Origin of the sequence: Aquaspirillum sp. LM1 (assembly GCF_002002905.1) — a bacterium.
Classification (GTDB): Bacteria; Pseudomonadota; Gammaproteobacteria; order Burkholderiales; family Aquaspirillaceae; genus Rivihabitans.
In genome coordinates this window covers 1284437-1299133 of sequence record NZ_CP019509.1, presented here as the reverse complement: position 1 = coordinate 1299133, position 14697 = coordinate 1284437, and the positions used below count along the sequence as shown (strand labels likewise).

11 protein-coding genes are annotated in these 14697 nt (G+C 63.2%); 1 reads left to right on the top strand and 10 read right to left on the bottom strand.

The annotated features are described in order from the left end of the window. Positions 1-515: 515 nt before the first annotated feature. The 10 genes from cobA to BXU06_RS05595 form a co-directional block, all read right to left on the bottom strand. Entirely contained in the window at positions 516-1280 is a 765-nt protein-coding gene (cobA, locus tag BXU06_RS05635) for a uroporphyrinogen-III C-methyltransferase (protein WP_253189529.1), read from the bottom strand. A 383-nt stretch (positions 1281-1663) separates the two neighbouring features. After that, on the bottom strand, positions 1664-4360 hold the full coding sequence (locus BXU06_RS05630; protein ID WP_171982119.1) for a nitrate reductase: 2697 nt from the start codon (positions 4358-4360) through the stop codon (positions 1664-1666). A gap of 247 nt (positions 4361-4607) precedes the next feature. Continuing rightward, positions 4608-4916 (bottom strand): nitrite reductase small subunit NirD, encoded by a 309-nt coding sequence (nirD, locus tag BXU06_RS05625; RefSeq protein ID WP_077297631.1) that lies wholly within the window; start codon positions 4914-4916, stop codon positions 4608-4610. After that, positions 4916-7384, bottom strand: a complete 2469-nt coding sequence (gene nirB / locus BXU06_RS05620) for a nitrite reductase large subunit NirB (RefSeq protein ID WP_077297629.1) — start codon at positions 7382-7384, stop codon at positions 4916-4918. Before nirB ends, nirD begins: the two co-directional genes overlap by 1 nt. Positions 7385-7484: 100 nt before the next feature. Beyond that, positions 7485-8279 carry an ABC transporter ATP-binding protein gene (locus tag BXU06_RS05615; protein ID WP_077297627.1) on the bottom strand — a complete coding sequence of 265 codons (795 nt, stop codon included), beginning with the start codon at positions 8277-8279 and terminating at the stop codon, positions 7485-7487. Between the two features lie 15 nt (positions 8280-8294). Then, complete coding sequence (gene ntrB / locus BXU06_RS05610) at positions 8295-9188, bottom strand: nitrate ABC transporter permease (RefSeq protein ID WP_077297625.1); 894 nt, start codon at positions 9186-9188, stop codon at positions 8295-8297. A gap of 15 nt (positions 9189-9203) precedes the next feature. Continuing rightward, complete coding sequence (locus BXU06_RS05605; protein ID WP_077297623.1) at positions 9204-10469, bottom strand: CmpA/NrtA family ABC transporter substrate-binding protein; 1266 nt, start codon at positions 10467-10469, stop codon at positions 9204-9206. Between the two features lie 202 nt (positions 10470-10671). Further along, entirely contained in the window at positions 10672-10947 is a 276-nt protein-coding gene (locus BXU06_RS17290; RefSeq protein WP_150125114.1) for a hypothetical protein, read from the bottom strand. Between the two features lie 17 nt (positions 10948-10964). Beyond that, complete coding sequence (locus BXU06_RS05600) at positions 10965-11540, bottom strand: ANTAR domain-containing response regulator (protein ID WP_077297621.1); 576 nt, start codon at positions 11538-11540, stop codon at positions 10965-10967. A gap of 192 nt (positions 11541-11732) precedes the next feature. Continuing rightward, entirely contained in the window at positions 11733-12518 is a 786-nt protein-coding gene (locus BXU06_RS05595; RefSeq protein WP_077297619.1) for an energy transducer TonB, read from the bottom strand. A 321-nt stretch (positions 12519-12839) separates the two neighbouring features. Here BXU06_RS05595 and BXU06_RS05590 point away from each other — a divergent pair, with 321 nt between their 5' ends. Next, a complete protein-coding gene (locus tag BXU06_RS05590) occupies positions 12840-14510 on the top strand; it encodes a SulP family inorganic anion transporter (RefSeq protein WP_171982118.1) in 1671 nt (556 codons plus the stop codon). Positions 14511-14697: the final 187 nt, after the last annotated feature.

Below are 14697 nucleotides of genomic sequence, written 5' to 3'. Positions count from 1 at the left end.
CGAAGCTGTTGTCCAGGCTGAAACCGGTATTGAGACATTTTTTTATGGAATTGGCGCGACGCATTCAGGCGGCCAGGTTCTGCCATGCTTGCACTATCAGCAATATGTTCCATTCTGGTGCATAAAATCAGGCGGTCCGGCCTACTTTATCCTGATTTTCAAGCAAGCCAGCGCGGTTAGATTCAATATGGCAAGGAGGAAGATTATAGTCGTGAAAAAAATATCGCACCAGTGCGATATTCAAACAAACAATTAAGAAACATGCCATTACAGGTGATTGCACTTGCAAAAAGCCAGATACATCTGGCCGGGTCAGATAATGCGGCGCAGCATTGTCAGATTATCGACAGGCGGCTTTTCTGGAAAAAACCCGGCAAATCCGCTTGGCACAAGGCAAGCCAATTGGGCGCAAGCGATAAATTGGTGCAAATACTGCACTCAATTGTGGCATTCAAGACAAAATAGCCGGTCATATGGCAGCGCACCATGTTATTGGCATAACATGGTGCGCAACATCAAGCGCAACGCGCCAGCAAGGGCCCGGCCTCGGCCTGCTGCCGGGCCAGGCCAACCACGTCACCCACCACAATCACTGCCGGGCTGGCGTAGCCGCCGCGCTGGGCGTCGCTGGCAAATTGCCCCAGCGAGCTGAGCAGCACCCGTTCTTGCGGCGACGCTGCGCGTTCGATCACGGCCACCGGCTTGCTGGCCGGCAGTCCGGCGGCCAGCAAGCCGGCGCGGATGGATTCGGTGCGGCGCATGCCCATGTAAATCACCAGCGTGGTGCCGGTGGCCGCCAGTGCCGCCCAGTCCGGTTCGGAATGGTCCTGAGCGTGGGCGGTGACAAATGTAACCCCCCGGGTGCAGTCACGGTGGGTGAGCGGAATGCCGGCGTGGGTCGCACCCACCAGGCCGGCGGTCAGGCCGTTGACCACGTCCACGGCGATGCCGCGTGCCTGCAGATAGGCCACTTCTTCGCCGCCCCGGCCAAACAGCATGGCGTCGCCCCCCTTGATCCGGGCAACAATCTGGCCCTGGCGGGCGTAGCGCGCCATCAGCCGGTTGATGAAGCTTTGCGGGGTGGAGCGGCAGCCGCCGCGCTTGCCCACGCCGATGATGCGGGTGCCGGGCAGGGCAAACTGGGCGATGTCGGGGTTGACCAGGTCGTCAACCAGCCAGATGCGGGCTTCGCCCAGTGCGCGCACGGCCTTGAGGGTGAGCAGCTCCAGGTCGCCAGGACCGGCACCGATCAGCCAGACTTTTCCGGGGGATGTCATCATGGTTCTCCTTGGCGGGGGTAACCGCTACGTGGACGGTGTTTTATGTTGGATGCCGCGCATGCGCGGCAGCTGAATTAAGGCGAGAGTGCGTCTCGCATCCGCCCTTCTTTCTTTGCTTCGCCAAAGAAAGAAGGCAAAGAAAGGCGACCCGACTTCCGCGCCCAGCCTGCGGCTGGGTGCCCTGTGCTTCTCGACCCTCAGGGCCGGCCCGGAAACTCGCGTCGGCTGCGCCGACGCTCAAACAACCGTGCCGGACTGCCCCCTGAGGGTCTGCGATGCTCGGCGCTGCACACGGGGGGTAAAGCGGTTAGGTGCCACGGTCTGAGCACGATTGAGCTGCACCAGAAGACTGCGCATCGCGCGGCACCGCTAATCTCACGACCTCACGCCGCCTTGCTCACCGCCGCCGCCATCCGCCGCACCTCCGGCATGCACGAACCACAACCACTGCCACAGCCCAGCGTCTCGCGCAGGCTGTCAGCGCTGGCGCCCTTGGCCAGCGCCTGATAAATCGCGGTTTCATCCACCTTGGCGCAATGGCACACCATGCGCGCCCGGCGGGTCAGCCCGGCGGGGCTGGCCTGCGGGGCAAACACCAGCGCGCGCAGCTCGCCCATGTCGCCACCGCTGACAATGCGCTCGCCCAGCCAGCCCAGCGCACAACACTCGCCAGCCAGACGCACGCCGCGCAAGCGGCTGCCCTGCCAGACCGCCAGTTTGTGGATGCCCCGACGCGGGTCGCTGAACAGCTGTTGCACGCCAGCTTCACCCTCCAGCCCCAGCGCACGATCCAGCTGAGCAAGAAAATGCGCCGAAGGCAGGGTGGGGTGGGCAAAGCGCACACGCACTGCCGGTGTATCGCCATCCAGCAGGGTGGCGCTGGCAAAGCGGCATTCGGCCAGCAGGGGGCGCAGGGCGGTGAGCAGGCTGACCGGGTCGCCACACGCCGACACCGCTGCGCACTGCCAGGCCAGCTCGATCTTGTCCAGCCGCACCGCCGCGTGCTTGAGCTCAGGCTGAAACGAGCGCTTGTCCATCTTGCCGGCGGTCAGCGCATTGCTGCCGGCGCTGGCCACAAATCCTGATGACCAGTGCATCGGCACAAACAACTGGCCAGACAGCATGCCGCTGTCGGCCTGCACCGGCAGCACCCAGTCGCCGTGCTGGTTGCTCATGCGCACCAGTTCGCCTTCGCTCAGGCCACGACGGGCCATGTCACCGGCGTGCATGCTCAGCACCGCTTCGGCAGTGTGGGCAAACAGCGCCGGCACCCGCCCGCTGCGGCTCATGCCGTGCCACTGGTCACGCAGGCGTCCGGTCAGCAGATGGAAGGGATAGCGCGCCGTCACCGCTTCGGCCACGCCATGGTAGGGGGTCAGGTGAAAGCGGGCGCGGCCTGTGTCGGTGGCAAAACGGTGGTCGGTATACAGCCGCGCAGCGCCCTGGCTGGCCCCCGCCGGGCGCGGCCATTGCTGCGGGCCTTCGGCTTCCAGCACGGCATACGACAAGCCGCCAATATCCAGATCACGCCCAACGGTAGTCAGGCAATGCTCGGCAAATACTTCATCCGGGCCGGCATAGGGAAACAAATGCCCGCCCCGACCCAGCCGGGCAGCCAGGCGACGGGCGGCGTCGATGCCGATGTCCCAGTCGGCGCGGGCGCTGCCCGGCGCGGCCACGGCGCGGCGCACGCGCGAGATGCGCCGCTCGGAGTTGGTTACCGTGCCATCTTTTTCTGCCCAGCCGGCTGCCGGCAGCAGCACATCGGCGTAGTCGATGCTGTCGGTGTCGGCGTAGGCGTCCTGCACAATGACAAATTCACAGGCGGCCAGCGCTTCGCGCACCTGGTTGGCATCCGGCATCGAGTGCGCCGGGTTGGTGCAGACAATCCACAGCGCCTTGATCTGGCCGGCGGCGATGGCGTCAAACATCGGAATGGCGGTTTTGCCTGGCGTAGCCGGCAGCGCGTCCACGCCCCAGAGGGCAGCCACTTCGGCGCGGTGTTGTGGGTTGGCCGGGTCGCGGTGGCCGCTTAGCGCGGTGGCCAGGCCGCCCACTTCGCGCCCGCCCATGGCATTGGGCTGGCCGGTCAGCGAAAACGGCCCGGCACCGGGGCGGCCAATCTGGCCGGTGGCCAGGTGCAGGTTAATCAGCGCCAGGTTTTTGTCAGTGCCATGCGCCGATTGATTCAGGCCCATGCACCACAGCGACAGTGCCGCGCCCGCTTCACCAAACCAGCGGGCGGCGGTGAGCAGGGCGTCTTCGCTGATGCCGCAAATATCGGCGGCCATTTTCGGGGTGTATTCGCGCACGGCGTGGCGCAGCTCGGCAAAGCCTTCGGTGTGTTCGCTGATAAAGCCCCGATCCAGCCGGTCGTCCCAGATCAGCGCATGCAGCATGCCGTTGAACAGCGCCACATCGGTGCCCGGCTGGATGGCCAGATGCAGGTCAGCGCTGGCGGCGGTGTCGGTGCGGCGCGGATCGACCACAATCAGCTTCATATTCGGGTTGGCGGTGCGCGCGGCTTCCAGCCGGCGAAACAGCACCGGGTGGGCGTAGGCCATATTCGAGCCGGCAATCAGCACGCAGTCGGCGTGGTCAAAATCTTCGTAGCTGCACGGCGGCGCGTCGGCACCCAGCGCCAGCTTGTAGCCGGTGACAGCGCTGGACATGCACAGCCGCGAGTTGGTGTCCACATGCGGGGTGCCAATCAGGCCACGCGCCAGCTTGTTGTAGACGTAATAGTCTTCGGTGAGCATCTGGCCGGATAGGTAAAACGCCACCGATTCCGGGCCGTGCTCGGCGATGATGGCCGCCAGCCGGTCGCTGACGGCGTCCAGCGCAATATCCCAGCTGACCGCCTCGCCCAGGCCGGTGCGGCCTGGGCGCAGGCGTGGCTCGGCCAGGCGCGAGGCGGTGTGCAGGGTGTGTGGCAAGGTGAGGCCCTTGGTGCATAGCCGGCCAAAATTGGCCGGATGGTCGGGGTCGCCGCGCACGCCACACACCTGGCCATCGCAGACGTCGATTTCAATACCGCAGCCGGTGCCGCAGTAGCAACAGGTGGATTTGACGGTCATCATGATGACTACATCCTTAACAAAAGATACCGGGCAAACGGCAGAGAAGGGCACAGTCACCGCTTGTGGGGTCACGGCCAGCATCCGGGCATGGCAGGGGGGACCATGCGAGGTGAACGCACCTGAGAGAGGGGGGAACAAGTCGTCCACCACCGGGCTGCGATTGCCGTGCAAACAGAACTGTGCCCATCTGTGCAGACTGCCCACAGTCTGCCAGGCACCCCCGACCGGCTGGCCGGGGGCAGAGGGCTTACAAGGCGAGCAACACCTCGCCGTTTTCCACTTTCAGTTCAAAGCGGGTGGTGCAGCCATGATCCGGTGCCAGCGCTTCGCCGCTGGCCAGGTTGATCTGCCAGCTGTGCAGCGGGCAGGTCACGGTTTGGCCAAACACAATGCCCTGCGACAGCGGCCCGCCCTTGTGCGGGCATTTGTCGTGGAGGGCAAAGATTTCATCCTGGTCATTGCGAAATACCGCGATATCGCCGCCAGCGCGTTTTACCACCCGGCTGCCCAGCACCGGGATGTCTTCCAGCCGGCAGAGTGTGTGCCATGTGCGCATCATGCCATCTCCTTTTCGGCCACCGGCGCGGTCGGCTCGACCACAGTCAGCGGGATGAATTCATGTGCCTGCGCGCCAGCAATCCGCGCCGCCCACGGGTCGGGCAAGCCTTCCAGCGAGTAGATCAGCCGTTCGTACAGCGCCTGACGCTGTTCGGCGTTGGCCAGCACCTGGCTCTGGATGTATTCCATGCCCACCCGGTGCAGAAAGTGTACGGTGCGCTCCAGATAAAACGCCTCTTCGCGGTACAGCTGCAGGAAAGCCCCGGTGTATTGCTTCACCTCGTCAGCGCTGGTCACCTTGACCAGAAACTGCGCCACTTCGGTCTTGATGCCGCCGTTGCCGCCGATATACAGCTCCCAGCCGGAATCCACCGCGATAATGCCCACGTCCTTGATGCCGGATTCGGCGCAGTTGCGCGGGCAGCCAGACACCGCCAGCTTGACCTTGTGCGGGCTCCACATATTGGCCAGCATGGTTTCCAGCTCAATGCCCATTTGCGTGCTGTTCTGGGTGCCAAAGCGGCAGAACTCCTGACCCACACAGGTTTTTACCGTGCGGATCGACTTGCCGTAGGCGTGGCCGGAGTTCATGCCCAGGTCTTTCCACACATTGACCAGGTCTTCTTTTTTCACCCCGAGCAGGTCGATGCGCTGGCCGCCGGTCATCTTCACCATCGGAATGGCGTACTTGTCGGCCACATCGGCAATGCGGCGCAGTTCGGCGGCGTTGGTCACGCCACCCTTCATCTGTGGCACCACCGAATAGGTGCCGTCCTTCTGGATATTGGCGTGGGCGCGTTCGTTGATAAAGCGGCTTTGCGGGTCGTCACGGGCTTGTTTCGGCCAGGTGGAGATCAGGTAATAGTTCAGCGCCGGGCGGCAGGTGGCGCAGCCGTTGGGGGTGCGCCATTCCAGCGCGCGCATGGCATCGGGAATGCGGGTCAGCTGCAAGTCCTTGATGGCCTTGCGCACGCTGGCGTGGTTGTGGTCGGTGCAGCCGCAAATCGGTTTTTCGGTTTTGGGCGTCAGGTCAGCCGCGCCGCCGACGGTGGCAATCAGGATTTGTTCGCACAGCCCGGCGCAGGAGCCGCACGAGCTGGCGGCCTTGGTGCAGCGCTTGATATCGTCCACGCTGGTCAGACCGTGTTCCTGAATGGCCTTGACGATGGTGCCCTTGGTGATGCCATTGCAGCCGCATACCTCGGCGTCGTCGGCCATGGTGGCCGCCTTACTTTGTCCGGCGTGGCCGGCGTCACCCAGGTGGTTTTCGCCAAACATCAGGTGGTCGCGCACCTCATGAATATCGTGGCCTTCGCGGATCAGCTGGAAATACCAGGCACCGTCGCCGGTGTCGCCGTACAGGCAGGCCCCCACCAGCTTGTCGTTCTGGATGACCAGTTTTTTGTACACACCGCCTACCGGGTCGGAGAGCAGGATTTCCTCGCAGCCATCGCCGCCGATGAATTCGCCCGCAGAGAACAGGTCAATGCCGGTCACTTTCAGCTTGGTCGAGGTCACCGAACCCTGGTATTTGCCAATGCCAAAGCCGGCCAGATGGTTGGCCGCCACCCGCGCCTGTTCGTACAGCGGGGCCACCAGGCCGTAGGCAATACCCCGGTGGTTGGCGCATTCGCCCACGGCGTAAATGCGCGGGTCGTAAGTTTGCAGGGTGTCGTTAACCACCACGCCACGGTTGCAATACAGGCCGGAAGCTTCGGCCAGCGCGGCGTTGGGGCGGATGCCGGCGGCCATCACCACCAGATCCGCCGGGATTTCCTCGCCATCCTTGAAACGCACTGCCGTAACCCGGCCTGCCTCACCGCCAATCAGCTCGGCAGTCTGTTTGGCCAGCAGGAACTTCAGCCCACGGGCCTCCAGCGAGGTTTGTAGCAGCTTGCCAGCGGTGCGGTCCAGCTGGCGTTCCAGCAGCCAGTCGGACAGATGCACCACGGTGACATCCATGCCGCGCAGTTTCAGGCCATTGGCGGCTTCCAGGCCCAGCAGGCCGCCGCCAATCACCACCGCGTGGCGGTAGCGGGTGGCCGTCTCGATCATGGTTTCGGTGTCGTGGATGTCGCGGTAGCCAATCACCCCGTCCAGTTGGTTGCCCGGCACCGGCAGGATGAATGGGGTGGAGCCGGTGGCCAGCAGCAGGCGGTCGTATTCGGCTTCGGTGCCGTCATCGGCCACCACCACCCGACGCTGGCGGTCGATCTGCACCACCTTGCGATTCAGGTAAAGCCGGATATGGTGTTCGGCGTACCAGCTCAGCGGGTTGAGGATGATGTCGTTCACCGTCTGTTCGCCCGCCAGCACCGGCGAGAGCAGGATGCGGTTGTAGTTGGGGTGCGGCTCGGCACCAAAGACGGTGATGTCGTACATGTCCGGTACCAGCTTGAGCAGCTCTTCCAGCGTGCGCACCCCGGCCATGCCGTTGCCGACCATCACAAGTTTGGGTTTTTTCATGGTTGCTCCACTCTTCGGCAGCGGATGGCGGGCGTGACTCGGGCCTGCGGGCCGGTGTGCACCGGTTCGCCATCCATTCAGCATCGGTTCAGTTCGGGGGTCAGGCTGCCGGGCGCAGCTCTTTGTGGTAGAGGAATTCCAGCACCGCCGAACGGTAGCGGTGGTATTCCGGGTCGTTGGCCAGCGCCAGCCGGTCACGCGGTCGCGCCAGCGTCACCGACAGGATGTCCCCCACGGTGGCCGCCGGGCCGTTGGTCATCATCACGATGCGATCCGACAGCAGCACGGCTTCGTCCACGTCATGGGTCACCATCACCACGGTGGAACCGGTGGCCTGGACAATGCGCATCAGCTCGTCCTGCAGGTGGGCGCGGGTCAGCGCGTCCAACGCGCCAAACGGCTCGTCCATCAGCAGCACTTTGGGTTCCATCGCCAGCGCACGGGCAATGCCGATGCGCTGCTTCATGCCGCCGGAAATTTCATTGGGCAGCTTGTCGCTGGCGTGGGTCATTTTCACCATGTCCAGCGCGGCGTGAGTGCGCGCCTTGAGCTGGGTCTTGTTTTCGTTTTTGCCAAACACCCGTTCGACTGCCAGGTAAACATTGCCAAAGCAGCTCAGCCACGGCAGCAGCGAATGGTTCTGGAACACCACTGCGCGCTCCGGGCCGGGGCCGTCGATTTCGCGCCCGGCGGCCAGCGCCACGCCAGAGGTGGGGGTGAGCAGGCCGGCAATCACGTTCAGCACGGTGGACTTGCCACAGCCGGAGTGGCCAATCAGCGAGATGAATTCGCCCTGGGCAATGTCCAGATTGACGTTTTGCAGCGCGACAAAGCGGCCTTTTTTGGTGTCGAACGCCATGCCGATCTGTTCGAGGTGTACGTAGCGGTTATCCATGTTCAGTCTCCCCAATCAGTTGTACTGGAAGCGGCGGGCCAGCATCATCAGCCCTTGTTCCAGCGCCAGGCCGATGATCCCCACCACAAAGATGGCGACAATGATGTGTTCCACGTTCAGGTTGTTCCACTCGTCCCATACCCAGAAGCCCAGACCGACGCCGCCGGTGAGCATTTCGGCGGCCACAATCACCAGCCAGGCCACGCCAATCGACAAACGAATGCCGGTCATCAGGTGCGGCAGCACCGACGGAAACAGAATGGTGGTGAACACTTTCCATTCCGACAGCTTGAGCACACGCGCCACGTTCAGGTAATCCTGCGGCACGGTGGACACGCCAGCGGCGGTATTCAGGATGATCGGCCAGATGCTGGAGATGAAAATCACCCAGATCGCCGCCGGTTGTGCCGCCTTGAACACCAGCAGGCCAATCGGCAGCCAGGCCAGCGGGCTGACCGGGCGCAACAGGCCAATTACCGGCGACAGCATGCGATTGAGGAACATGAAGCGGCCCAGCAAAAAGCCCGCCGGAATGCCCACCAGCGCCGCCAGGCCAAAGCCCAGCCCCACCCGCGACAGCGAGTTGAGAATCTTCCAGCCAATGCCCACGTCGTTGGGGCCGGCGTTGTAAAACGGGTCGGCAAACAGTTTCACCGCCGCCGCAAAGGTGGATTGCGGGCCAGGAATGCCCTTGGTGACTTGCGCCACCAGCGCCCACACGGCAATGAACAGGGCAAAGCCCAGAATCGGCGGAATCACCCGCTGGCCAATCAACTCGCGCCAGTCGATGCCGGGTTTCACCTCGGCAGCGGGAGCGGCGGGCACCGGGCGGGCGGTCGCTACTTTGGCCGCCGCCGGGGCGGCGGTTTCTTTGGCGGCATCCAGCACCGCAGTGGCAGATTGCGTCATCTCGCGCCCCTTTCCTTAAGCCTTGATGGCAAAGCTGTTGGCGTAACCCTTCGGGTCCTTGCCGTCCCATACCTTGCCGTCAATCAGCTTGGCCGAACGCATCGGATCCTTGGGCACCGGCACCTTGGCCATGGCGGCGGCCTGGGTGTACAGCTCGATCTGGTTCACCTGTTTGGCGATGGCCAGATAATCCGGATCGGACTTGAGCAGGCCCCAGCGCTTGTGCTGGGTGAGGAACCACATGCCATCAGACAAGTAGGGGAACGACACCTTGCCCTCGTCGTAGAACTTCATCAGGTTGGCATCCTGCCAGCGCTTGCCATTGCCGTTGTCGTAGTTGCCCATGAAGCGCTGGAAAATCACGTCTTCCGGGGCGTTGACATAGGCCTTGTCGGCAATCAGCTTGGCCACGCTGGCGCGGTTGGCCTTGGCGTCGATATAGCGGCTGGCTTCCAGAATCGCCGCCACCATGGCGCGGGCGGTGTTGGGGTACTGTTTGACAAAGTCGGCGGTGGCACCCAGCACTTTTTCCGGGTGGCCGGCCCAGATATCCTGGCTGGTGGCCACGGTGAAGCCGATTTTGTCCGCCACGGCACGGGCATTCCACGGCTCGCCCACACAGTAGCCGTCCATATTGCCAATGCGCATATTGGCCACCATTTGCGGCGGCGGCACCACGATGGTTTTCACATCCTTCATCGGGTTTACGCCGATGCTGGCCAGCCAGTAGTACAGCCACATGGCGTGGGTGCCGGTGGGGAAGGTCTGGGCAAAGGTGTATTCGCGCGGTTCGGCGGTGATCAGTTTTTTCAGGCTGGCACCGTCTACCACTTTTTTCTCGTCACGCAGTTGGTTGGACAGGGTGATGGCCTGGCCATTCTGGTTCAGCGTCATCAGCGTGGCCATGTTCTTTTGCTGGCCACCAATGCCCATCTGCACGCCGTAGATCAGGCCGTACAGCACATGCGCGGCGTCAAGCTCACCGTTGACCAGCTTGTCGCGCACCGCCGCCCACGAGGCTTCCTTGCTCGGGGTGATGGTCAGGCCGTATTTCTTGCCAAAATTTTGCGTGGCGGCCACCACAATCGGCGCGCAATCGGTCAGCGGAATAAAACCGATTTTGACGGCGGCTTTTTCCGGTGCATCCGACCCCCCTGCATAGGCGGCACTCTTGACCCCGGCTGGAATCAGCGTGGTGATGGCCGAGGCGGACACGCCTGCGGCGCAGGTCTTGAGAAAATCACGGCGGCTAGGGGTCGCCAGCGGCTTTGTATCGCTCATGAGGGCACTCCAGTTCAGAGGGGTTATGGGGTGTTTCAAAAAAAATTGGGCAATAAAAAAGGCGTCCGTCAAGCGCGCAGCAGTGCTGCAGCTTGAGGGACGCCTTTGTCCTGAAGCGAGCCCACCGCCGTTGGTGGCCTCGCCCGTTATATTTGGGGTAATGCTGAACTATCACGCACCGCCTTTGGTGCTTGGTTCAGCATTAAGCATGGAGTGTGCCAGGTTTATTGGCAAAGCGTGTCAATGGCTGTTTTGCCCAAACAGCAGCAAGAAAATACTGCTGCACTGCAATATAAAGCCCGGAAGATTGCGCAAACAGCCTGGTCTGGCCTGGCGCATCAACAAGGGAATCCACCAGAAAAGCCGGCGCTACCGCAACGGCACGCACCATAACAGGGTGGGCTGCACCATAAACAGGCAAGAAAGCCAACGTCAGCCCGCGTTGTCGCCCCCTGGCGCTGGCCGTCAGGGACAACACGCCGGCCCGTTGCCGGTTTACCCCAGCAAATCGGCCATATCGATGATCCGCTGCGCCACTTCGGCCAGCTTCACATTGCTTTGCATTGCCTTGTTGCGCAACACGTTATAGGCCTCGGCCTCGCTAAAGCCCCGGCTTTTCATCAGCAAGCCCTTGGCGCGTTCAATGGTTTTGCGTTCAGCCAGCCGGGTTTCGGCAGCGGTCACCTGGGCACGCAGGCGCTGCTCTTCTTCAAAGCGGGCTTGCGCCACCTGCAAAATGGGCAGCAGGCGGGCTTCGGCCAGCCCTTCCACCACGTAGGCGGTCACCCCGGCCTGAATCGCCGCGCGGATGCTGGTGTTGCCGCCGTCGTCGGTGAACATCACAATCGGACGCGGGGCAGACTGACTGACCACGCACACCTGCTCCAGCGTATCGCGGCTGGGCGATTCGGTATCAACAATAATCACATCCGGTGCCAGCGCCGACACCTGACCAGGCAACACAAAGGCATTGTCGGCTTCTCCCACCACCAGACAGCCGGCGGCGGTCAGGGCATCCCTTAACCGTCCCAGATGCTTGGGGGTGTCGTTGACCAACAGGACTTTGAGCATGTTTCCCTCGGGGATGGCGTGGTTTCAGGGTAAGACCATGCAAGAATCGTGCGCAATCTCAGTAGTACGCCCCATTTTAGCGCTCGCTCGCGCCCCATTCTTGCTCATGCGCACCAGTAAGTGCCTCTTGGCACACCCCTCGCCACAAGGCTGGCGTTTGACCCGGGGAGGATGTCAATCAGCTGGCCTCGCTTATTGGGCTGAGTCGGAGTCGGTCGGGCTGTCTTCGTCGCTCAAGCGAAAGCGGATCGGGATTTCCACTTTGGAATCCACCGTGGTCTGCCCTTGTCGCGCCGGCACAAAGCGCCAGCGGCTGACGGCACGCAGCGCCGCCTGATCCAGCGATGGCACCCCGCTGGAGCGCAAGACACTGACCTGGCCGCTCTGCCCGCTGGCCAACACCTCCACACTCAGCCACACCACGCCTTGCTGGCTGCGCTGACGCGCCTGCCAGGGATACTCCGGTGGCGGATTATGCAGATAGGCCGCCTGCCAGCGCGCCGGGGTGGTGCTGACCGGACGGCTGCTGTCGCCTGCGCCACTGCTGGCCGGGCTGGCAACGGGGGCTGAATTGCTGGCAACAGCGCTGGGGGCTGCCGCTGCCGCTGCCGCTGCCGGTGCCGCTGGCATTGGGCTGGCTGGCACCGGTGAGCTGATGGGCAAGGCCATTGCGCGGGTGGTGTGCCGTATGGGGACGCTGGGCGCGGGCTTGCTCTGGCTGGGGCGAGCGGGGCTTGCGCGGGGTGGCACTGGCGCGGGCATCACCGCTGGGGCAGAAGGGCCAGGAAGCGCCAGCCGCACCGCCAGGGGTTCGGGCGGCACGCTCAGAGGCGGTGGGCTGCTGGGCCAGAGCGCCAGCGCCAGCCCGTGCAGCAGCACAGAGCCCAGCGCACAGGCGCACCAGCGGGCATCCAGACCCGCACCATACCGAAATGGCGGCAGCGTGGACGCGGAAGAAAGCAAAAATCCTTCTGGCATGTGTGGTCAATCCTGTTTTGCCATGAAAATAAAGTGTTACCATAGTGGCCGGGGACAAATAAGCTTTTGGCATAAATCGGTTGGCCACCACATGGCAGCCTGCCGGGTGACCGTGTACCTCCCAGGCCAGTGGCCCATGCCCTCAGGAAGCCACTGACGCTGGCCATGCGCCAGCGTCAGTGGCTTCTGATCAATCAAGAAGGCCGCCACGAGCCTTCAGGAGAAGCCGCGCATGCGCCCGCCTGGCGGGTGGGCCGGGCGCGCGGCATTTTGGAGAGAGACACTATCCCGGCGCACCCGCCGGCACAAGGAAGCCCCACCATGTCTGCCCTGACCTCGCGGCTGTTCCGGCCACGTTTACTCGATTATCTGCAACATTATTCCGTCAGCGAATTTCGCGACGACCTGGCCGCCGGCGTGGTGGTTGGCATTGTTGCCCTGCCACTGGCCATGGCGTTTGCCATGGCCAGTGGCGTTTCGCCCCAGTCTGGCATTTTTACTGCGGTGATTGCCGGATTCCTGATTTCGGCGCTGGGCGGCACCCGGCTGTGCATTGGCGGCCCCACCGGAGCCTATATTGTCATCCTCTACGGCATTGTGGTGAAGTATGGCGTGGCCAATCTGCTGCTATGCACCTTTCTGGCCGGGCTGATGCTGATTGCCATGGGCCTGTTGCGCATGGGCCAGATCATCAAGTTTTTTCCGATGCCGCTGGTGACTGGCTTCACCAACGGCATTGCCGTGCTGATTTTTCTGACCCAGCTGAAAGACTTTTTCGGCCTGCCGGTGGCGCAAATGCCTTCCGGCTTTTTTGCCACCCTGCAAACCCTGAACCAGTATCTGGCCCAGTTTGACCCGGCCACGCTGATCCTGTCGGGTGGCAGCCTGGCGCTGATTCTGCTGTGGCCCAAGCGGCTGGGCAAGATTCTGCCTGCGCCGTTTGTGGCGCTGGTGCTGGCCAGCGTGCTGGCCGTGGTGCTGAGCTTGCCAGTGGCTACCATCGGCAGCAAGTTTGGCGGCATTCCGCAGGGCCTGCCCGAGTTTCGCATGCTGACGCTGGATCTGAATCACCTGTCCGACCTCTTGGCCCCGGCGTTCACCATTGCCCTGCTGGGCGCGATCGAATCACTGCTGTGCGCCGTGGTGGCCGACTCAATGACCGGCGACAAGCACGATGCCAACCAGGAGCTGATTGCCCAGGGCATCGCCAATATGGTGGTGCCGTTTTTTGGCGGCATTGCTGCCACCGGCGCTATTGCCCGCACCGCCACCAATATCAACAACGGCGGCAAAACGCCCATGGCCGGGATCATTCACGCGCTCTTGCTGCTGCTGATCATCCTGGTGGCCGCACCGCTGGCGCGCTATATCCCGCTGGCGGTGCTGGCGGCGATTCTGATTTCGGTGGCACTGAAAATGGGCGACTGGGACATCCGCAAGGCGCTGCATTTTCCCAAGCGCGATACGCTGATTGTGGCCATGACCTTTGCCCTGACCGTGGCCTTCGACCTGACCGTGGCGGTACAGATTGGCCTGCTGCTGGCGGCGGTGTTCTTCATCCAGCGCATGGCCAGCAGCACCACAGTGCAAAAGCTGGTGCCCGACCACGCCTATCTGTTTGAGCGCCACTCGATTGCCGGCAAAACCCTGCCGGAAGGCTGCGCCGCGTTCCGGGTGGAGGGCGCGCTGTTTTTTGGCGCTGCCGACACCCTGGACACCGCGCTGGTGGACAGCGGCAACTGCAAGGTGGTGATCCTGCAACTGCACCGGCTGGTGTTGCTGGACACCACAGGCCTGCTGGCGCTGGACGAGCTGTACAGCAAGCTGCACCACGCTGGCCGCACGCTGGTGCTGTGCGGCGCGGGCGGCGACACCGCCAAGATGCTGGTTGACTCGCAACTGGCCGCCCATGTGGGCGAACGCAATGTGCAGCCCGACCTGGCCGCCGCGCTGGTGCGCGCCAATGAGCTGCTGAAAACCGACAGCGTGTAAACCCTGCTGGTGTCTGTCTGGCAGTGTGCGCCCTTTCCGGGTGACACACTGCCGGGTGGCGGCGCTCTTTCATCTGCACACTCCCCTGGCCCTGCGCTGGCGCATCCCGCCCGCCTGGGTTACCCTGCCGGCCTTGGCCATGCCCCGCCCGAGTGATGGCGCGGTGGCCGTTTTTTTCCCCCAATGG